This window comes from Micromonospora sp. LH3U1 (assembly GCF_028475105.1).
GTDB lineage: Bacteria > Actinomycetota > Actinomycetes > Mycobacteriales > Micromonosporaceae > Micromonospora.
This window is the reverse complement of the sequence record NZ_CP116936.1, coordinates 34,291-54,923: the sequence shown is the minus strand read 5'-3', so window position 1 is coordinate 54,923 and position 20,633 is coordinate 34,291. Positions and strand designations below refer to the sequence as shown.

Sequence of the window (20,633 nt, the reverse complement as noted above, 5' to 3'; positions counted from 1 at the left end):
GCTCGGTCGGACCGCTCAGAGACCCAGGTCGCGAGCGATGATCATGCGCTGCACCTCGCTGGTGCCCTCGCCGATTTCCAGGATCTTGGAGTCCCGCCAGAACCGGGCCACCGGGTATTCGTTCATGAAGCCGTACCCGCCGTGGATCTGGGTGGCCTCCCGGGCGTTGTCCACCGCGATCGTGCTGGCGTGCAGTTTGGCGATGGCGGCCTGCCGCTTGAACGGCTCGCCGGCCAGCATCCGGGCGGCGGCGTCGTAGTAGGCCAACCGAGCGGTGTGCGCCTTCAGCTCCATGTCCGCGATCTTGAACTGGATGGCCTGGTTGGCGCCGATCGGCCGGCCGAAGGCGTGCCGTTCCTTCGCGTACTTGATCGACTCGTCGACACAGCCCTGAGCGAGACCGACGGCCAGCGCGGCGATGGCGATCCGGCCCTCGTCGAGGATCCGCAGGAACTGGGCGAAACCCCGGCCCCGCTCACCGAGCAGGTTGACCGCCGGCACCCGGCAGTCGTCGAAGGTCAACTCGTGGGTGTCCGAGGCGGTCCACCCCACCTTGGAGTAGCCCGGCGCCACGGTGAACCCGGGCGTGCCGGTCGGCACGATGATGGTCGACAACTCCTTGGAGCCGTCCGGGTTCGTGCCGGTCACCGCGGTGACGGTGACCATGGCCGTGATGTCGGTCCCCGAGTTGGTGATGAACGCCTTCGACCCGTTGATCACCCACTCGTCACCGTCGAGCACCGCCCGCGTCTGGGTGCCGGCGGCGTCCGAGCCGGTGCCCGGCTCGGTGAGACCGAAACCGGCCAGCGCCTCGCCACTGAGCAGCTTGGGCAGCCAGGTCGCCTTCTGCTCGTCGGTGCCGAAGCGGTAGATCGGCATCGCGCCCAGCGAGACCGCCGCCTCCAGCGTGATGGCCACGCTGGAGTCGACCCGGGCCAACTCCTCCAGGACCAGGCAGAGCGCGAAGTAGTCGCCGCCCATGCCACCGTGCTCCTCGGCGAAGGGCAGGCCGAACAGGCCCATCTTGCCCATCTGCCGGATCACCTCGTACGGGAACGTGTGCTGCTCGTAGTGCTCGGCGATGACCGGAGCGACCACCTCGCGTGCGAAGTCCCGCACGCTTTCCCGCAGCGCCGCTTGTTCGTCGGTGAGTCGGAAGTCCATCTCATCCTCCTGTAGGGACGGTCCGCCAGGCGCTCGTGACGCCGGGACGGGTCGCTGTGGGGCCTGGGTCGAGGATCAGACCGGGGTGACGCCGTGCCGACGGCGGGAGAAGTGCCGATCCTTCGTACGCGCCGCCGCGAACCGACGGACCAACTCGGTACGCAGGTCGTGCGGCTCGACGATGGCGTCCACCACCAGCTCGCTGGCGAGCCGGATGACGTCGATGTCCTGCTCGTACTCGGCTCGCTTGGCGGCGACGAAAGCGGCCCGCTCGTCCGCGTCCGGGATGGCGGCGATCTTGTTGGCGTAGACCGCGTTCACGGCGGCCTCGGCCCCCATCACCGCGATCTTCGCGGTCGGCAGCGCGATCGTGGCGTCCGGCTCGAACCCGGGGCCGGCCATCGCGTAGAGGCCGGCGCCGTACGCCTTGCGGACCACCACGCAGATCTTCGGCACTGTCGCCTCGGAGATCGCGGTGATCATCTTGGCGCCGTGCCGGATGATGCCCTGCTTCTCCACCACGCTGCCGACCATGAAGCCGGGTACGTCGCTGAGGAACAGCAGCGGCACGTTGAACGCGTCGCACAGCTGCACGAACCGGGTCGCCTTGTCGGCCGAGTCGACGAAGAGCACGCCGCCCTTGAACATCGAGTTGTTGCCGACCACCCCGACGACCTGACCGTCGAGGCGGCCGAAGCCGATGGTCAGCTCCTTGGCCCAGAGTGCCTGGATCTCGAAGAACGAACCCTCGTCGAGCAGGCCCTTGACGTACCGCCGCATGTCGAACGCCTGCCGCTCACTGGCCGGCACCAACGCGGCCAGGTCGGCCTTCGCGGGCGCGGCGACCGCCGGCGCGGTCGGCGGCTGCTGCGTCCAGTTCGCCGGCAGGTATGACAGGTAGGTCTTCACCACGTCGAGCGCGTCGGCCTCGGTCTTGCAGAGGAAGTGCCCGACGCCGGATTCGGTGGTGTGCACCTTGGCCCCGCCCATCGCCTCCAGGGTGGTCTTCTCGCCGGTGACCATCTCGACCATGCGGTCGGAGCCGAGATACATGCTCGCGTTGCCGTCGACCAGGGCGACCACGTCGCAGAACGCCGGGATGTACGCCCCTCCGGCGGCGCTCGGGCCGAACAGCGCGCACACCTGCGGGATGGAACCCGAGGCGCGCACCTGGTTCCAGAAGATCTTGCCGGCGCCACGGCGGCCGGGGAAGAGGTCGACCTGGTCGGTGATCCGAGCGCCAGCCGAGTCGACCAGGTAGACCATCGGCACACCGGCGCCGTACGCCCGCTCGATGATCCGGATGATCTTCTCGACGGTGCGGGCGCCCCAGCTGCCGGCCTTGACGGTGGAGTCGTTGGCCATCAGGCAGACCTGCCGGCCGTCGATCGTGGCGGTCCCGGTGACCACGCCGTCGGCGGGCAGCCCCTCGGCCATCGTGTTGGCGTAGAGGCCGTCCTCGACGAACGAGCCCTCGTCGACCAGGAGCGCGACCCGCTCCCGGGCGAAGAGCTTGCCCTTGGCCGCGTTGGCCGCGTGGTATTTGTCCGCGCCGCCGGACCGGGCCCGCTTGCGCAGCTGCTCCAGTGCCTCACCGTCGAGCGTCACGCCGACTCCCTCGCCATACTCAACTGAACGATCGTTAGGTTAGCGCATTGGCGCGACCGTCGGCGACCCACGAGCGAATCAGACAGCGAAGCTTGACGCAAGACATTGAAAAACATTGATGCCTGTCGCTAGGCTCCTGACACCCCCCTCCCAGATCGGAGTCAGCGATGACCTCACGACTCAACCGGCTCGCGGTCGCGTTCCTCGCGACGGCACTCGCCACCCTCGGCGTCACGGTCGCCAACCCGTCGCCCGCGTCCGCCGCCATGACCATCTGCTACAACACCAGCCAGGCGGGAAGCTACGCCAGCGTCGCCAACCAGGCCGCCTCGATCTGGAACAACGCCACCGTGAACCTGACGCTCTCGGCGAACTGCGGCTCCAACCTCCGGATCTACCGGATCACCGGCGGCGGCTCGTACGCCCAGCGGACCAGCCTCGGCAACGGCCGGGTCTACATCGACACCCAGCAGGCCGCCCAGTACAGCGTGCTGCGGATCATGACCCACGAGATCGGGCACATCCTCGGCCTGCCGGACAACTACAACGGCAACTGCTCGCTGCTGATGTCCGGCGGCAGCGCCGGCACCAGCTGCACCAACGCCTACCCGAGCACCGCCGAGGCCAACCGGGTGAGCAACCTCTTCGCCGGCACGTTCAGCGCCACCGACCGCAGCGCGGACATCTTCCGCGACAGCTGGCCGAGCGCGCTCACCCCGGTGAGCTGATCGACCTGGCACGTGGAAGGGGCCGGCGCACGCGCCGGCCCCTTCGTCGCGTTCGAACCGGTCAGCTCGGCATCGGCGTCAGGCGGGTACGCGGGCCGGCCCGCAGCACACCGGACGGGAGCTTCTTGCCGAGCAACTCCTCGGCCAGCTCAGCCGCCTCGATCAGGGCTGCCAGGTCGATGCCGGTGTCGATGCCCATGTCGTGCAGCATGTGCACCGCTTCCTCGGTGGCCAGGTTGCCGCTCGCGCCCGGCGCGTACGGGCAGCCACCCAGGCCACCGACGCTGGCGTCGAACTCGGTCACCCCCAGCTCCAGCGCGGTCAGCAGGTTGGCCAGCGCCGTACCCCGGGTGTTGTGGAAGTGCAGCAGCACCGGCACGTGCGCGTTGCGGTCGCGTACCGCGGTCAGCAGCTCGCGGACCCGACGCGGAGTGCCCATGCCGGTGGTGTCGCCGAACGCGACCCGGTCCGCGCCGTCGCGGACCACCCGGTCCACGATTCCGGCCACCCGCTCCGGGTCGATGTCCCCCTCGTACGGGCAGCCGAAGCTGGTCGCCACGATCACCTCGACCCGCGCCGAAGCGCCGTGCAGCAGGTCGATCAGCTCGGCGATGTCGTCCAGCGACTCGTCGGTGGATCGGTTGACGTTGCGCCGGTTGTGCGTGTCACTGGCCGAGACCACCACCTCGATCTCGGTGAACCCGGCGGCGAGAGCTCGCTGGGCACCCCGGGTGTTCGGCACCAACGCCGAGTACCGCACCCCGTCGGCCTTCACCGCCCGCTGCCACACCTCGTCGGCGTCGGCCATCTGCGGGATCGCCTTCGGGTGCACGAACGACACCGCCTCGATCCGGCGTACGCCGGTGCCGGAGAGCGCGTCGAGCAGCCGCACCTTGGCGTCGGTCGGGATCGGGTCCTCGTTCTGCAACCCGTCCCGCGGCCCAACCTCACGAATGGAGACGAAGTCCGGCAGGTCCGTCATAAGGGGTCACCTCACTGTGACGTAGCGCTGTGGCGGTCCCCCCAGCATGCCACTCCGCCGACCTCCGGGTTGATCAAGAGGTTTGCGTCACCCACGGTCGAAATCTTGACGCAAACCTCTTGATCAACAGGGGGAGACCCGGGGGGGTCAGCGCATGCGGGAGACGATGGCCGTGTCGTAGGCGCCGGAGAGGAACTCCTCGTTCTCCAGCAGCTCTTGGAAGAAGGGGACGTTGTTCTTCGGACCCTCGATCTGGAAGGCGGCGACCGCGGCCTTCGCGCGTTCCAGCACCTCGTCGCGGGTGGCGCCGCTGATGATCAGCTTGGCCAGCAGGCTGTCGTAGAACGGGGTGACCGTGTTGCCCTCGGTGTAGCCGGAGTCCACCCGGACGCCCTCGCCCGTCGGCTCCACCCAGATCCTGATCACGCCGGGACCGGGCAGGAAACGCTTCGGGTCCTCGGCGTTGATCCGCAGCTCGATGGCATGCCCACGCGGGGTCAACGCGTCCGGGTCGAAGGTCGGCGCCAACCCGGACGCCACCCGCAGTTGCTCCTCGACCAGATCGACGCCGTAGACGTACTCGGTCACCGGGTGCTCCACCTGGAGCCGCGTGTTCATCTCCAGGAAGAAGAACTCGTTCGTCGCCGGATCGAGCAGGCACTCCACGGTGCCCGCATTGCGGTAGCTGACCGCCTCACCCGCGCGCACCGCCGCCGCCAGGAGGCGGGACCGCAGCTCCGGCGAGACCGCCGGCGACGGGGACTCCTCGACCAGCTTCTGGTTGCGCCGCTGCACCGAGCACTCCCGCTCGCCGAGCGCCACCACCCGGCCGTCGGCCAGGCCGAGGATCTGCACCTCGACGTGACGCACCCGGGGGAAGTACCGCTCGATCAACACCGAGCCGTCACCGAACATCCGCTCGGCGAACGCGCGTACCTTGTCGTACTCGGTGCGCAGCGCGGCCTCGTCGACGGCCACGCCCATGCCCATGCCGCCGCCACCGGCCGCGGCCTTGACCATCACCGGGTAACCGATCTCGGCGGCTGCCGTCACCGCCGCGTCCAGGTCGGCGGCCGGGTCGGTGGTGCCGGGCGCGACCGGAACGCCGGCCGCCGCCATCAGGTTCCGGGCGTTGATCTTGTCGCCCATCGCGGTGATCGCGTCCGCGCCGGGCCCGACCCAGATCAGGCCGCTCGACTCGACGGTACGGGCGAACTCGGCGTTCTCCGACAGGAAGCCGTACCCGGGGTGGATGGCCTGCGCACCGGTCGCCTTCGCGGCGGCGAGGATCGCCTCGGCGTTGCGGTAGCTCTGCGCCGGGTTCGGCGGGCCGATGAGGACCGCCTCGTCCGCCTCGGCGACGAACGGCAGGTCGGCATCGGCCTCCGAGTACACCGCGATCGCGCGGATGCCGAGCCGCTTGGCGGTCCGAATGATCCGGCGGGCGATTTCGCCCCGGTTGGCGACCAGCAGTGACTCGATCATGTTTCCTCCCGGCGTCCGGATGGTGGGACGATGGTTAGGGAATCATGACCGGCAGGCTTCTGACGAGTCGGGCTCAGGCGAGCAGCGCGGCCAGGGTGGCGTCGCGCAGCAGTTCGGCGCGGCGTCGCCGATCCACCTCACCGCCGAGGAACGGGGTCGAGTTCATCAGGCCGAACGCGGCGTGCGCGAGCACCCGCGCCTCGCCGTCAGGCATGCCCGGGTGCAGCGCGGTGAGCACGGTGACCCATTCCTCGACGTAGAGCCGTTGCAGGCGACGGATCCGCCGTCGCGGCTCCTCCGGCAGGCGGTCCAGCTCGTGCAGGTGCAACGCGATCACCGCCGGGTTGGCCAGCGCAAACTCCACGTGGAAGTCGATCAGCGACTCCAGCACACCGCGCGGATCGTCCGGGTGCCCGGCGGCGCGTTCCCGCCCGCCGGCCAACAACCCCTCACTTACCGGGATCAGCGCGGCGGCCAGCATCGCCTCCTTGCCGGCGAAGTGGTGGTAGAGCGCCGGACCGGTGACCCCGGCCGCCGCGCCGATGTCGTCCATCGACACACCGTGGTAGCCACGGGCGGCGAACAGACCGACCGCGATTTCCAGGATCTCGTCCTTGCGGGACCTGCGCCGGCCCGCGCCCGCCGCACCCCGTGCCTGCTGCTCCACCGTCACCGGGCAAGCGTAGACCGCGAGCCGTCCGCGATGGTTACCGGTCAGTTTCGCCCGCCCCCCGGGTCGGGCCGCCCCTGACCTGGCCGGGGGCGGCCCGACGAGGGTCAGTCGTCCTCGTCCAGGTCGTGCTCCGCGCGCAGCGCGGCGGCCTCCGTGGGCCGATCGAGCAGATCCAGCGCACGAGCCAGCAGCCAGGCCGTCTGGCGGACCGGCCGCGAGGCGGCCGGCAGCCCACCGAGCACCCGGCGCAGGAGCGGCTCCGCCTCGGCCGGCCGGTCCAGGCGCAGCAGCAGCTCACCGGCGAGGATCTCCACCTGGGCGGCCTCACCGAACGCCTCGATCGACCGCAGCCGGTCGGGCACCCCGGCGAGCCGGCCCAACGCCTCGTCCAGTCGGTCCTCGCCGGTGAGCACCCGCGCTCCTGCCTCGGCCGCCATCGCCAGCTCGTACATCACCGGCGGCTCCGTCTGCCCGGCCAGCTTCGCCGCCAACCCGTCCACCACCTCGACGGCGCGCAACGCGGCGGCCCGGTTGTCGGCCCAGAACCAGGCGTACGTCTCCCGTCGGCGGGCGCGCAGTTCGTCCAGCGGCAGGTCACCGAGCCGGTACGCCTCAGCCGCGGCGGCGAACCGCTCGCCCGCCACCGAGTCTCGGTCGGCGTCGTAGAGGATCCCGCCGGCCTCCTCAAGCACCTGCGCCCGGTGCGGAAGGTTGTCCGGTCCGTCCAGGTTGCCGGCCAACTGCTCCAGCAGGGCCAACGCCGGGTCGATCTCACCGAGCCCGGCGTAGATGCCGGCCAACAGGTGCCGGCAACGGTCGGCCTCCGCCTGGGCGCCCATCCGGTCCAGACCGAGCACGGCCTCCTCGGCGACCTCGGCGGCCTCGGCGAGCCGGCCCACCATCCGGTACGCGTTCGCCAACTCCCACCGCAGAAATGCATCCCCCTCGTCGCCCCGCTCCACGCACAGCGTCACCGCCTCGACGAAGTCGTCCACCGCGTCGACGGCCCGGCCGGCCGACAGCAACGCCCGGGCGCGGGCGAGTCGGATTGGCAGCTCCGCGTCCGCCGGTGCCGCCTCCAACGCCTCGTCGCAGGCGGCCACGGCGTCCGCCGGATCGTCGACCATCCGCGCGTAGGCCAGGCCGGCACCCGCGACCACCTCGCCGATGCCCAGCTCACGGCCGATTTGGCGAGCCTCGTCGACGGCGGCGCGGGCCTCGTCGACGCGGTCCAACTGCTCCAGCAGGTGCGCCCGGTGCAGCGCGATCCGAGCCGCCAGGTGCCGGTCGCCGCCCGCGTCCGCCGGTGCCCGGTCGAGCGCGGCGAGCGCGTCCGCCCAACGCTCGCGGTACAGCAGCGCCAACGCGACCCGGTCGTGTCCGGCCGCCCGCTGCTGAGCGTCGCCCAACCGGTCCAGGACCTCGGCCGCCTCGCGGACCAGCGTCAGCCCCTCCTCGGCGTCCTCGTCGGAGCGGGTCAACAGCACACCGAGCCGCCCGGCGACCACCTGGGCGGGCACCTCCTCGCCCGCCTCCCGGTACAGCTCCAGAGCCGCCCGGTTCAGCTTGGCCGCACCCTCGATGTCGTCCTCGTCGCCGCGCTCGGACGCCCGCAGCGCCAGCCGGTGCGCGGATGTGCGTGCGGGCAGCTCGGCCGAGCCGAACCGGTCGTCGAAGGCGACCAGCGCCGCCCGGAAGGTGGTCCGGTCGTGTCGGCCCCAGCTCTTCTCCGCGAGGTCCAGCAGGTCCTCCGGGCCGGCGTCGGCGGGCACGGTCACGGCGGGTCGTTCACCCTTGCGGGGTCGCCCTCGCTGGGTGGACGACGCTGGTGTGCCCTGCCCGACGCTCGGCTCGTCCCCGACCGGGGCGGCCGGACGGGTCGGGTTGCGGCGGACGCTCGCCGACAGCGGCAGATGTTCCCCGCTCGCCCGCACGGCCAGCCGGCGGACGATCCACTCCGACTGGTGGGCGGTGCCGTTACGGGCGTCGAAGCGGGCGGCCAGACCGGTCGCGGTCTCGGCCAGCTCGTCAGCCAGCGCCGCCGCCGACACCTCGGTGGCCGGCCGGCCCTCGGCGGCCCGGCGGTACACAGTCGACCCGCCGGCCTGGCGCAGCGCGGCGGCGGCGGTCGCCGCGAAATGCATGGCGGCGGCCGGCGACGGCGGCCGGTCCAGCCAGTCCAGGTGCCGCTCGACCAACTCGACCGCCCGCGCCTCGTTGCCGGTCAGCGTGCAGAACTCGATGTGGTCACCGATGTCCCACAGGTCGGCGAGGTTGCCGCGCAGCCGGCGGTACGCCTCCCGGTGCGCGTCCCGCGCCTCCTCGCCCCGTCCGGTGCGGAGGTACGGCACGAGCAGCGCGGTGAGAATCGCCTGCGGCTGCTCGGTGCAGGTGAGCCGGCCAGCGAGCACCGGCTCGGCAAGCGCCACCGCCTCGGCGTCCCGCCCGGTGTCGGCGAGGTAGCCCACCTGGCTCGTCGGATCACAGCCAGCGCAGTCGGAGAGTTCGTCGCGCGGGGTGGTCTGCCAAAGCCGGTACCAGTGTGCCGCGGCCTCGGCGTCGCCCACGTGGTCAGCAACCCGGAACCGATGCTTGTGCACGGCCTGCAGGCTGTGCCCGCCGGCCCGGTAGCGCCGCTCCATGTCGTCCAGCACCGCATACGTGCGGTCCAGCGGCACCTCGGGGAACTTCAGCAGGCCCGACACCATGTACTTGAAGTGCCACAGCAACTGGTGCAGGTGACGCTGGTGGTAGGGCTGCGGGTCCCGGTCGAACTCGGACAGGCACCAGGAGAAGGTCACGAAGGACTTCGCCGGCTCACCACCGTAGATGTACCCGGTGGTGGCCTGCATCCGGGTGACGAACGCGAGGTGCCGGTCGTCGGCGGCATCCACCCGGCGCAGCAGTTGCTCCAGCGCGGCGATCTGCCCCGCCCCGTACGGCATGTCGGCGATGCCGCGAAGCGCCCGCCACAGATCCTCGTCGCTCATGCTCACTCCCGTCCCGGAACAGCCCGGCCGAGCAGGCCGAGGAAGGAATCGTTCAGCAGCGCGGCGTCGGCCGCGCGGATCGGATGGTGGCCGAGCAGCAGCGCCTGCCCGTACAGCGCCTCGACGGCGAGGCCGACCAGCTCCGGATCGATCAGCGTGGTCACCCGTCGCACCAGCGGGTTGCGGTGGTTGAGCACCAACTGCGGGCGGTCCGGCGGGGCGGTGGCGGCGAGCGCGTCGAGCACCCCACCCCACAGCTCGTCGGCCCGGTCCCGGCTGGCCGCGAGCTGGTCGTTGAACGCAGCCGACCGGCTGACCAGGTAGAGCGCGGGCAGCGAGACGGGGTCGTACGCCCGGATGACCACCTCGCAGCCGGAACGCTCGACGGCCCGCTGCGCGGCGGTGAGGAACGGTCGCAACGCCAACTCCACCTGCGGGTCGAGCGCGTCGAAGCGGGTGGTGAGGTCGCTCGGCTCCAACCGCTCGATCAGCACCGAGCGGTCCACCACCGGCAGCCGCTCGATCAGCTCGGTGTCGTACGTGTAGCCGGCGTTGACCACCGCCAGGTCCTGCGCCGCGGCCACCGCGGCGAGCTGCCGGAACTCGTCGAGGCTCGCCGCGTAGCGGACCACGCCGTAGCGCTCGCGGAACTCGGCGAGGGTGAGTGTGCCGACGTTGGTGTCCATGGGCCACCACCGGTCGACCAGCCGGAGCATCTCGTCGTCGTGCAACGCCAGGGCCTTCACACCGAGGTGGTGCACCTGCAGGAACTCGGCCAGCCGGTGCGGGTCGTGCCGTGCCAGCCGGACCAGCCAGCCGCGCACCTGGTCGCCGAGCGCCTCCCGGGTCGCCGTCAGCAGAGTGTCCTCGTAGAGGGCTTCCCGGCTGGCGGTCGGGCGCAGCTCGGTCGCGTCCACCACGCAGTGCGCGAAGAACGCCCACTCCGGCAGCAGCCCGTCGGCGTTCTCGGTGAGCAGCATCCGCTTGAGGTAGACGCGGTGCCCGGCCCGGGCCGCCGGGTTCACCGGGGTGGGCAGGATGACGGCGACGCCGGTCAGCCCGGCCTCCGGTACGGCCAACGGCAGCACGTCGAACGGGTCCACGCCGAGCGTCTCCCGGGCGTACCGGATCAACGCCGCGCGGTCCAGCGGCGCACCCGGCGTGGTCGGCCACGGCGGTTCCCCGGTGGTGGTGACGACGTCGCCGACGCGGACGGTGACCGGCAGCAGCGCGCCGAAGAGCCGGGCCAGGTCGGTGACGGTCGGGGTGGTGAACCACTGGTCCGCGTCGCGGCGGGGCACCAGCGTGACCGTGCTGCCCGGCTCGGCACGGGCGGCCTCCGGCGGGGCCACCGCCACCGCGTAGCGGCCGTCGGCGTACCCGGTCCAGCGAACCGTGGGGTTGTCGCCGTGCCGGGTGAGCACCTGGATCTCGTCGGCCACGAGGAAGCAGGAGAGCAGGCCGATGCCGAACTGGCCGAGGAACTCGTGCCGGGAGAAGCCCAGCTCGTCGCGCTTTGAGCTGCGGCCGATGGTGGCCAACAGCTCGTGCACCTGCGCCTCGGTCAGGCCGATGCCGGTGTCGTGCACCCGCAGCGTGCCGTCGCCGGTGCTGTCCGGGGGTTCGATGCGGACCAGCGCCGGCGCGTCCGGCTCGGCCGCACGCCGGGCGGTGATCGCGTCCACCGCGTTCTGGAGCAACTCCCGCACGTAGACCCGCGGGCTGCCGTAGAGGTGATGACTGAGCAGGTCGACCACGCCACGTAGGTCGACCTGGAAAGTGTGATCCACGCCTGATTTCTCCCCCGGTCCGATGCCGGCGCCCACCGTACCGATGATCACCGGCAGGCGCGGCCCCTTGTCGCCCGGCGGCTTGACCCTCGACCCGGTCGAGCCGGCACGGTCACCGGATGACCTCCTCCGCTCTCGGCCGGGACTTCCGGCTGCTCTGGTCCGCCGCCGTCTCGTCGCGGTTCGGGGACGCGCTGCGTACCCCGGCTCTGGCCCTGTTGGCCGCGACGTTGACGCGCGACCCCCGGGTCATCGCGGCGGTCACCGTGGCCGGGCAGTTGCCGCCGCTACTCTTCGGCCTGCTCGGCGGCGTGTACGCGGACCGCTGGGACCGTCGTCGAACGATGGCCCTGGTCGACGGGGCGCGCGCCGCCGTGGTCGCGGCGTTGGCCGTGGCGGTTGCCCTCGACCGCGCACCCGTCGTGGCGCTCCTGGTCGCGGCGTTCCTCCTCGCCGCGCTGGGCACCCTCTTCGACTCGGCCTCGTTCGCGCTGCTTCCCGCGCTGGTGCCGCCGAACGCGCTGCCTCGGGCGAACGGTCGACTTCAGGCGGGGTCCGCGGTGGCCGGCGGTTTCCTCGGCGCGCCCGCCGCCGGTGTCCTGTTCGCTGCCGCCCCCACGCTCCCGTTCGCCCTCGACGCCGTCACCTTCGCCGTGGCTGCCCTGCTCGTGCTGTCCCTCAGTTCGCCTCCCGCCATCGACCCAGGGACGGCACGGCATCGTGGATCGGTGTGGGGCGAGATCATCGAGGGGGTGCGGTGGCTGCGCGGGCACCGGACTCTGTGGCGGGTCACCCTGCTCGCGGCCGCGTGCAACCTGGCGATCAGCGGGATCCTGGCGGTGCAGGTGCTCTACGCGCTGGACGTGCTGCGGGTGCCGCCAGCCGGGTACGGGCTGTTCGCCGCCGCTGCCATCGTCGGCGGTCTGGCCGGGGCGCTCGGGGCGGGTCGGCTCGCCGCCCGGCTCGGCACGGTGCCCGCGCTGGGCGTGGTGCTCGCCGCGCAGACCGTGGCGCTGACCGGGTTCGCGCTGGCCCGGCACCCGGTGCCGGGCGGGCTGGCGCTGGCCGTCTTCGCCGCCGGAACCGTGATCTGGAACAGCCTGTGCGCGTCGTACGGGCAGCGGCACGTGCCGGCCCGGCTGCTCGGCCGGGTGGGTGCGGCCCAACGGATGATCGGTCTGCTCACCGCACCGGTCGGGGCCGTGCTCGCCGGGCTGGTCGCCGCCGCGTACGGGACGGTGCCGGTGGCGGGTGCGGCGGCTGGGACGTTCGCGCTGGTCACCCTGGTCGCGTGGCGGACACTGCGGCCGGTCCCGTCACGCGAACTGAGCCCCACCGGGGTCTAGCCCGGTGTCCGTTCCCGGTGGGACAGCCCGGACAGGCGCAGCGCGATCCGCCGGCGGGCCGGCGGCACGGCACCGAGCAACCGGAGCAGCACGTTACGGACCGGCCGGCGGGCCGGGGAGACGGTGGCCAGCCGGGTGAGCCCGGCGGCGAAGCTCAGCACGTCCTCGGCCATCGGCCGTTGCCGAGCGGTGTAGTCGTCGAGCAGCGTGTCCGGGCCACCGTCGAGCACGTCCGCCACCGCGGTGCCGAGGGCAACGGCGTCGCAGATGCCGAGGTTCATGCCCTGCCCGCCGGCCGGGCTGTGCACGTGCCCGGCGTCCCCGGCCAGCAGCATTGGCCCAGCTCGGAAGGTGTCGGCTATCCGGTGGTGCACCCGGAACCGGGAACCCCAGAGCACCTCGGTCACCCGGTCGGGTCGCCGCGCCGGGCCGCGCTCGTCGAGCAACGCCTGAAGGTACGCCGCATCCGGATCGGCCGGGGCCGTCGCCACGGCGGCGACCAACCGGACCACCCCGTCCGGGAGCGGCGCCCAGATCAGTGGCCCGGAGCGGGCGAGGAAGAGGGACACCTCGTCGCGGGGCAGCACGCTGCTCACCCGTACGTCGGCGAGCACGAAGGACTCCTCGTTGCTGGGGCCGGCGAAGCCGATGCCGGCCAGTTGTCGGACCGTGCTGTGCAGGCCGTCCGCGCCGACCACGAACCGGGCGCGCAGCGTCCCCCCGTCGATCTGCGCGAGCACCCCGTCGTCGGTGCGGCTCAGCCCGGTGAGCCGGCACGGCCGGCGCACCTGGACGCCGAGGTCGGCGAGTTGCCTGGCGAGCACCGCCTCGGTGACCGACTGGGAGACCAGCAGCGCGTAGGGGAAGCGGGACGGCAGCTCGTGGAACGGCACCGACAGCAGCACCCGATCCCGGTCGCGCACGGTGAAGCGCGGCGTCCGCACCGCCTGGGCGACCAGCGGCGCCGCGGCGCCGATCCGATCCAGCACCTCCAGGGTGTACGCGTGCACGACCGCCGCCCGGGAGGTCGTCGGCGGCTCGGCCAACTGGTCCAGCACGGTCACCTCGATTCCGCGCCGGGCGAGCGTCAGCGCGGTGGCGAGACCGGTGGGGCCGGCGCCCACCACCAGGACGTCAGTGCTCGTGGGCGGCATGGCTACCTCCAGACGATCGTTGCCAACGCCCGTTGGCAAACATTTGTTGGCGACGCTAGAGCCCTGCCGATTGCGTGTCAACAGTTGTTGGCATACGGTCGTTGACATGACAGCGTCCGCCCAGCCAACCCCTCCCCGCCGCTCGGACGCCACCCGCGCGGCGATCCTGCAAGCGGCCCGGGAACGGTTCGCGGCGGACGGATACGAGCGCGCCACGATCAGAGCCATCGCCGCCGACGCCCGGATCGACCCCTCGATGGTCATGCGTTACTACGGCAGCAAGGAGGGGCTCTTCGCGGCGGCGGCCGAGTTCGACCTCCGCCTACCCGACCTGGCCCCGGTGCCGCCCGCACGTCTCGGCGAGGTGCTGGTCCGACACTTCCTCGCCCGGTGGGAAGGCGACGAGACGCTCGTGGCGCTGCTCCGGGCCGCCAGCACCAACCCGGGCGCGGCCGAACGGATGCGTGGCATCTTCGCCGACCAACTCACCGCTGCCGTGGCCGCGTTCGGCACCGACCCGGCGCTGACCGCCCGACGTGCCGGCCTGGTGGCCAGTCAGGTCCTCGGCCTCGCCTACACCCGATACGTCGTCCGTCTGCCGCCCATGGTGGACACGACACCGGAGGAACTGGTCTCCTGGATCGCACCGACCCTCCAGCGCTACCTGACCGGAATGCCGGAGAGCTGACCCAACCTTTCACCCCTCCCCGTGCGTCTGGCAGGTGACGCGCAACGCGACGGCCGGGAGGAGGGCGGATGGCACCAGCGGGGAACGACGGACGCGACGGCTACCTCGCCTTCGTGGAGAGCCACCAACACCGGCTGCTCCGCGCTGCCTACCTGATCTGCGGCAACCGGCACCAGGCCGAAGACCTCCTCCAGGACGCCCTGCTGAAGCTGGCACTGCGCTGGGCCTCGGTCCGTGACGGCGACCCCTCCGCGTACGTGCGGGCCATCCTCTACCGGGACGCGGTCTCGTGGTGGCGGCGCCGGCGGCGGGAATGGCTCAGCGCCGCACCGCCGGAGCAGATCGCCCACGACCGTGACGGCGCGTTACGGCTGACGCTGCACGACGCGCTGGGCCTGCTGCCGCCACGGCAACGGGCCGTGCTCGTGCTGCGCTACTACGAGGACCTGACCGAGGTGGCCACCGCCGAGGCACTCGGAGTGACCGTCGGCACCGTGAAGAGCCAGTGTCATGCGGCGCTGCGCCGACTCCGCGAGGTCGCCCCGGATCTCGCCCGGGACGCTCGACCGGGCCAGGGCCCGGCCGACCTGGCCACCGGCCTGGAGGTGAACCCGTGAACGAGCAGGACCTACGCCAACTACTGACCGTCAGCGTCGAGGACGTTCTACCCAGCCAACCGGCCACGGCCGGATGGGAGCGGGCTCGGCGTACCCGGCGCACCCGACGGGCTGTCGGCGCGGTCGCTCTGGCCGTGGCACTGGTCGGCGGTGGCACGGTTGCCGCCCTGCGGCCGCCCGGCGATTCGCCGCCGGACCACTCGGTGGCACCGACCGTCGAGCCCACCCACGCCGGTCCCGTGCAGGAGCCCCCCGCTGAGTTGACCTTCCCACCCGATCCGCTGTCCCGGCTCGGCGGCCCGGCGACCGTGCCGCTCTCCGAGCGACCGGTGAAGCGGGCGCTGGCGCTGTTCCAGCCGATGGACGAGGAGTTCCACGCGGACGGCCCGGTCCGCGTGCTCGGTGATGACGGCGTGGTGCGCAGTCTCGACGTGGTGACGCTGGCGCCCACCCGGGATGCGGGCGGCAACGAGGCGTCCGCCGTGAAGCCGGGCGTGCTGTCGCCGGACGGCCGGTCGGCCGCGTTCGCCCAGACCGGCGAGCTGATCATGGTTGACCTCACCACCGGGGCTGTGCGCAGGATCCCGCTCGACGGTTACCTGGAGCTGGTGGTCTGGTCCGGCGACCGGGTCCTGGTCGGCGGCGACAACCGGACGTACGCGGTGGATCGGGTCACCGGCGCGTCGAGCACGATCGACGTGTCGGCCTGGGACGTGGTCGCACCCGATCCGGCAGCCGGACGCGAGGCGGCGCTGATCGAGATGGTCGGCGAGCGGAGCGGCCTGAAGCTGCGTAGTCGGACCGCCCGCGACGGCGCAGTGCGTTCCGAACAGCCGGTCACCGGCTCGGCGCTGCCGTCGCCGTACCAGGTCAACGAGTTCTACGGTCGGGGCTGGCTGCACGGCGAGCGGGCGGCCAGCGCGGCGTGGATCACCAACGGCGAGATCGACGGTGCCGAGGGGGTGGCCGTTCTGGACGCCCGCACCGGCGCGGTGGCGCATGTGCTCGACCTCGGCCGGGATCGCGCCAAGGGCTGCTGCGAGGTGCTGGGCTGGGACAACGAGGGCGCGGTGCTACTCCGACTGGAACCGGCGGCCCTGGCGCGGTGGAACCCGGAGACCGGCGAGATCACCGGCGTGATCCGTAACCTGACCGGCGTGCTGTCGCTGGCCGGTTGAGCGCTGTCCCCGCGCGACCGTTACTGCCGCGCGGGGACGGTCGCGCTGCTCAGGCGGCGAGGCCACCGGGCTGGTCGCCCTGCACGACGGGTGCCCGGACCAGGTTGCCCCACTCGGTCCACGAGCCGTCGTAGTTACGCACCTGCGGGTAGCCCAGCAGGTGCCGCAGCACGAACCAGGTGTGGCTGGACCGCTCGCCGATCCGGCAGTACGCGATCACGTCGTCGTCGGGGCTGAGCCCAAGCTGGTCGGCGTAGATCGCCTTCAGCTCGTCGGCGGACTTGAAGGTGCCATCGTCGTTGGCGGCCGACTTCCACGGCTTGCTGACCGCGCCCGGGATGTGCCCGCCACGCAGCGCGCCCTCCTGCGGGTAGTCCGGCATGTGCAGCGTCTCGCCGGTGTACTCACTCGGCGACCGGACGTCGACCAGCGGGCGGGCGGCGGCGATGTGCGCCATGACCTGTTCGCGGTAGGCCCGCAGCGGAGCATCGTCACGCAGTGGCACCGGGTAGTCGGCGCGGGGACGAGCTGGCTTGTCGCGGGTCACCTCGCGCCCCTCGGCGATCCACTTCTGCCGGCCGCCGTCGAGCAGCCGCACGTCGGCGTGGCCGAAGAGCGAGAACACCCAGAGGGCGTACGCGGCCCACCAGTTGAAGTTGTCGCCGTAGAAGACGACCGTGTCGCCCCGGCCGATGCCCTTCGCGGCACACAGCTCGGCGAAGCTCTTGGCATCCAGGTAGTCCCGGGTCACCTGGTCGTTCAGCTCCAGGTGCCAGTCGACCTTGACGGCGCCGGGGATGTGACCGGATTCGTAGAGCAGCACGTCCTCGTCGGACTCGACAACGACGAGGCCCTGGTCGCCCAGGTGCTCGGCCAGCCACTCGGTGGTGACCAGCCGCTGCGGGTCCGCGTACGACTGAAGGCGGGGATCAGGATCGTTCGGCACAGACATGATCCCCAAGGTACGCCGGATGGCCGCCCTCGACCGCTGTAACGGGACCGGCCCACCACCCGCATGGGATGGTGGGCCGATCGGCGCGCTGGGTGTTAGTCGTTCACCAGGAAGGTGTACGCACGTTCCAGGGACACCGTCCCGTCCGCGAGGACGGTCCGGACCGTCAGGGTGTGCGTACCGCCCTGCTCCGGGGTCCAGGTGACGACCGCGCTGCCGTTGGCTTCGGCGACGATCCCCTGCTCCGGGCCGTCATCGAAGCGGTACCGGAACGCGGTCGTGCCGGGCACCTTCGAGCTGATCAGGAACTCGCCGGCCTGGCCCGGGCCACCCGCCGGGTTGCTCGGGCCGTAGAGGAGCCCCTGGATGCTCGGCAGCAGGTCACGGACGAAGAAGCTGAAGCTCGCCGAGGCCGACTGGGTGCCGTCCCGGTTGACGCTCCACACGGTGAGCGGGGTGAAGCCGGCCTTCGTCGGCGCCCAGGTCACCGACGCGGTGCCGTCGGCCGCCGCGGCCACGGTGCTGGTCACCGTGCCGAAGCGGTAGCGGTAGCTGACCACGTCGGACTGGCGCGGGGTGAAGGTGAAGACCCCGGGAACACCCTGGCCCCCGCTGGTGACGCCCTGCTGGTAGACCGTCGCGGAGATCTTCGGCGCGGTGGTCAACTGGAAGTTGCGCACCGCAGTGGCGGTCACGCCATCGGCGGTCACGCTGGTCACGGAGAGCGTCCGGTTACTTGCCCGGGTCGCGGTGACGGTCAGGGTGGCGGTGCCGTCGGCCGCTGCCTCAACCGTCTGCTCCGGGTCGCCGTCCAGGTGGAAGCGGTAGCGGACCACCCCATCCATCTGCGGTTGAACTGCGAACGTGCTTGGCACGCCGACCTCGTTCAATGTGCCGGTGATGATCGGCGCGACGTCACTGGCCCGGAATTCGTACCGCGCCTCGGGCGACCGGTTGCCGGCCGCGTCGAGGCTCCACACCGTGAGGGTGTTGGGTCCCGCATCCGGGGTGAGCGTGACCGTGGCCGAGCCACCGGGCCGGTCCGCCGACACCGTCTGGACGCCGTCGCTGCCGAGCAGCTCATACCGGAAGCCGACAGCGTCCGGCGTCGCCGCCGCGTCGAAGGTGAACTGGCCGGGCAGCGCCGGGTGCCAGCCCTCGACGGGGAAGTCGGTGGAGGTGACGACCGGCGCGACCGACGGGCCCTGGAAGTCGGTACGGAAGTAGCAGAGGCTGCTCCACTCGCCGGTGGCCTGGCTGTCCGCGGCCCGCACCTGCCAGGCGTACACCCGGTCGTGGGTGAGGATTTCGCGTTCGAAGAGGCCGCTCTCCCGATCACCTTCCCGACCGTTGTCCCCGAACCGCTCGATTCGGGCCGTCGGCTCGTCGACCGGCCAGAGCGCGAAGGTGGCGGTCAACCGGTCGGTGCCACCGCTCTCGTCAGTGTCCGGGTCGTGCAGGATCGCGGAGAGCACCAGGTCATCGTTCTGCTGGAACTGGTACGGCTCGGTCGCCGTGCACGGTTTGCCGGAGGTCTGCAGCTCGGTCGGCACACCCGGCGGGTAGTTGGAGTCGACGACGAGGCCGTTGTCCTGCTCGTAGTGCACGCCGTACGCCGCAGCCGGCGTCGTCGTGAACGTGAGCATCCCGGCGGCGACCGTCATGGACAGCGCCGTGGCCAGTAATGCTCGGACCGGTCGTGCGGATGTTGTCGTGCCAGGCATGAGGGCCATCCCTCATCCACCTTTCCCCGATGTCCCCGCCTTCCGATTAACGGGGGCAGCGGATGTTATCGAGGACGGCGGACATCGGGCGATCCCAATTCGATCGAGTCACTCCACAGTAGAGTTGACCGGGCCGGCGGGCAGCCCGCTCAGGCGCGACGGTGGGCGATCCGGCCGGCGACCACCGTCACCAGACAGGCACCGTCGACGCCGTGCACCGCGAGGTCAGCCCGCCCACCCGAATGCAGTACCGGCACCACGACGGAGGGCAGCACCAGCAGGTCGCTCCTGTCGACGGCGGCCCGCAGCGCCAGGTCGGTGAGGTGCTGCGCCAGCACCGACGTCACTCCATTCCGCAGCAGCGCGTGCACCCGCTCACGCGGGGTGGGCGCCGCCGGCAGCGGGCCGTCGTGCAGCAGACCCGGCCCCAGCGTGCCGGGCCAACGGCGGACCCGAACACCCGCGTACGCCTCGCTCAACTCGGCCAGCGGGCCGACGGCTCCGACCCGGTCGCCGCTGACCAGCACGGCGTGCGCCGCCACCGGCTCGCCGTCCCAGTTGCGCCGTAGCAGCGGCGCGGTGTGCAGGGTGAGCACTCTCAGTCGACGATCGGCCCGAGCAGCGGACGCTTCGCCGTCACCGTGTCACCGGACGACCGGCCGGTGAGCCGCCGCTTCACCCAGGGTGCGAGGTACTGACCGGCCCAGCGCACATCGGCGGCTCGGGCGGCCAGCCACGGCGACGGCGCCGGGTGCGGCGGGACCATCAACCAGTCCTCGTCGCACCCAACCCCGAGCGCGTTCAACACCTGACCCGCGACCCGTCGGTGGCCTGCCGGGGAGAGGTGCAGACGGTCGGTGCTCCAGAGCATCGGATTGAGGAACGTGTCGTCGGCGTACAGGTCGACCAACATGGCACCGTGGCGCTCAGCGGTCTCGCCGACCGCCTGGTTGAGCAACTGCACCCGGGGAGCGACGAGGCGCTGGCCGGGCAGTCGGGCCATCACGTCGGCGAACCGGAACAGCAGCACGTCCGCGCCGCCCGAGCGCAGCTGCCGGACCACCTCGTCGAAGCGGGCGACAAGCGTGTCCGGGTTGAAGGTGCGGCGCAGCACGTCGTTGCCGCCGGCCGCGAAGCTGATCAGGTCGGGCTTCATCGCCACCGCCGCGGGCACCTGCTCGGCGACCACCCCGGGGAAGAGCCGGCCTCGGATGGCCAGGTTCGCGTACCGGAAGTCGGGGCCCGCCTCGACGGCGAGCCGGGTCGCCACCAGGTCCGCCCAGCCCCGGTAGCTGCCGTCCGGGTACGCGTCGTCCATGCCCTCGGTGAAGCTGTCCCCGACCGCGACAAAACTGCGCCAGCCCACCCGCGCCCCCCTTACGCCATCGTTGCCTGCGGCGACCAGTCTGTCACCGTAGCCACGGTCGGTGGTGCCCCGATCGGACGACGTGGCGGAGGTCATGGGCCAGCCGCGCGACAACCCCCGACGTCGTCGCGACGGTCGGTGCGGGAGACCGCAGAAGGGCGGGCCACCTCGAGGGTGACCCGCCCTTT

Annotated in this window: 17 protein-coding genes; 5 read left to right on the top strand and 12 right to left on the bottom strand. The window is 71.8% G+C overall.

Translation table 11 applies throughout. The features are described 5' to 3' along the window. Positions 1–15: 15 nt before the first annotated feature. Positions 16–1,164: an acyl-CoA dehydrogenase family protein gene (locus PCA76_RS00260; protein ID WP_272614441.1), complete on the bottom strand. Its 1,149-nt coding sequence runs from the start codon at positions 1,162–1,164 to the stop codon at positions 16–18. A 75-nt stretch (positions 1,165–1,239) separates the two neighbouring features. Next, a complete protein-coding gene (locus PCA76_RS00255) occupies positions 1,240–2,772 on the bottom strand; it encodes an acyl-CoA carboxylase subunit beta (RefSeq protein ID WP_272614439.1) in 1,533 nt (510 codons plus the stop codon). 167 nt (positions 2,773–2,939) lie between these two features. Between PCA76_RS00255 and PCA76_RS00250 the strand changes: the two genes are divergently transcribed. Next, the gene (locus PCA76_RS00250; RefSeq protein WP_272614438.1) at positions 2,940–3,500 is read left to right on the top strand and encodes a snapalysin family zinc-dependent metalloprotease; all 561 of its coding nucleotides are present in this window, start codon (positions 2,940–2,942) and stop codon (positions 3,498–3,500) included. 61 nt (positions 3,501–3,561) lie between these two features. Here the strand turns inward: PCA76_RS00250 and PCA76_RS00245 are convergent, their stop codons facing one another. The 5 genes from PCA76_RS00245 to PCA76_RS00225 all read right to left on the bottom strand — a co-directional run bounded on the left by PCA76_RS00245 (position 3,562) and on the right by PCA76_RS00225 (position 11,420). Further along, complete coding sequence (locus PCA76_RS00245) at positions 3,562–4,482, bottom strand: hydroxymethylglutaryl-CoA lyase (protein WP_272614436.1); 921 nt, start codon at positions 4,480–4,482, stop codon at positions 3,562–3,564. A 147-nt stretch (positions 4,483–4,629) separates the two neighbouring features. Next, a complete protein-coding gene (locus PCA76_RS00240) occupies positions 4,630–5,967 on the bottom strand; it encodes an acetyl-CoA carboxylase biotin carboxylase subunit (protein ID WP_272614435.1) in 1,338 nt (445 codons plus the stop codon). 73 nt (positions 5,968–6,040) lie between these two features. Next, on the bottom strand, positions 6,041–6,640 hold the full coding sequence (locus PCA76_RS00235; protein WP_184180135.1) for a TetR/AcrR family transcriptional regulator: 600 nt from the start codon (positions 6,638–6,640) through the stop codon (positions 6,041–6,043). Between the two features lie 104 nt (positions 6,641–6,744). Then, positions 6,745–9,630: a hypothetical protein gene (locus PCA76_RS00230; protein ID WP_272614434.1), complete on the bottom strand. Its 2,886-nt coding sequence runs from the start codon at positions 9,628–9,630 to the stop codon at positions 6,745–6,747. 2 nt (positions 9,631–9,632) lie between these two features. After that, complete coding sequence (locus PCA76_RS00225; RefSeq protein ID WP_272614433.1) at positions 9,633–11,420, bottom strand: HSP90 family protein; 1,788 nt, start codon at positions 11,418–11,420, stop codon at positions 9,633–9,635. 119 nt (positions 11,421–11,539) lie between these two features. Here PCA76_RS00225 and PCA76_RS00220 point away from each other — a divergent pair, with 119 nt between their 5' ends. Further along, entirely contained in the window at positions 11,540–12,766 is a 1,227-nt protein-coding gene (locus tag PCA76_RS00220) for an MFS transporter (RefSeq protein ID WP_272614432.1), read from the top strand. Here PCA76_RS00220 and PCA76_RS00215 read toward each other — a convergent pair. Continuing rightward, the gene (locus PCA76_RS00215; protein ID WP_272614431.1) at positions 12,763–13,920 is read right to left on the bottom strand and encodes an FAD-dependent oxidoreductase; all 1,158 of its coding nucleotides are present in this window, start codon (positions 13,918–13,920) and stop codon (positions 12,763–12,765) included. The two genes, PCA76_RS00220 and PCA76_RS00215, sit on opposite strands and share 4 nt — an antisense overlap. A gap of 106 nt (positions 13,921–14,026) precedes the next feature. Between PCA76_RS00215 and PCA76_RS00210 the strand changes: the two genes are divergently transcribed. From PCA76_RS00210 to PCA76_RS00200, 3 genes are all read left to right on the top strand, one after another. Further along, a complete protein-coding gene (locus PCA76_RS00210; RefSeq protein WP_272614430.1) occupies positions 14,027–14,608 on the top strand; it encodes a TetR/AcrR family transcriptional regulator in 582 nt (193 codons plus the stop codon). Between the two features lie 68 nt (positions 14,609–14,676). Continuing rightward, complete coding sequence (locus tag PCA76_RS00205) at positions 14,677–15,225, top strand: SigE family RNA polymerase sigma factor (RefSeq protein WP_272614428.1); 549 nt, start codon at positions 14,677–14,679, stop codon at positions 15,223–15,225. Further along, positions 15,222–16,403 (top strand): hypothetical protein, encoded by a 1,182-nt coding sequence (locus tag PCA76_RS00200; protein WP_272614426.1) that lies wholly within the window; start codon positions 15,222–15,224, stop codon positions 16,401–16,403. The genes PCA76_RS00205 and PCA76_RS00200 overlap by 4 nt, the downstream gene beginning before the upstream one ends. Positions 16,404–16,452: 49 nt before the next feature. On the opposite strand, the gene PCA76_RS00195 is transcribed toward PCA76_RS00200, so the two are convergent. The 4 genes from PCA76_RS00195 to PCA76_RS00180 form a co-directional block, all read right to left on the bottom strand. Then, entirely contained in the window at positions 16,453–17,355 is a 903-nt protein-coding gene (locus PCA76_RS00195; protein ID WP_272614424.1) for a sulfurtransferase, read from the bottom strand. Between the two features lie 95 nt (positions 17,356–17,450). Next, positions 17,451–19,019 carry a hypothetical protein gene (locus PCA76_RS00190; protein WP_272614423.1) on the bottom strand — a complete coding sequence of 523 codons (1,569 nt, stop codon included), beginning with the start codon at positions 19,017–19,019 and terminating at the stop codon, positions 17,451–17,453. A 209-nt stretch (positions 19,020–19,228) separates the two neighbouring features. Next, complete coding sequence (locus PCA76_RS00185) at positions 19,229–19,675, bottom strand: imidazolonepropionase-like domain-containing protein (protein ID WP_272614422.1); 447 nt, start codon at positions 19,673–19,675, stop codon at positions 19,229–19,231. Between the two features lie 2 nt (positions 19,676–19,677). Then, positions 19,678–20,445, bottom strand: coding sequence for an SGNH/GDSL hydrolase family protein (locus tag PCA76_RS00180; RefSeq protein ID WP_272614421.1), 768 nt, complete (start codon positions 20,443–20,445; stop codon positions 19,678–19,680). Between the last annotated feature and the right edge of the window lie 188 nt (positions 20,446–20,633).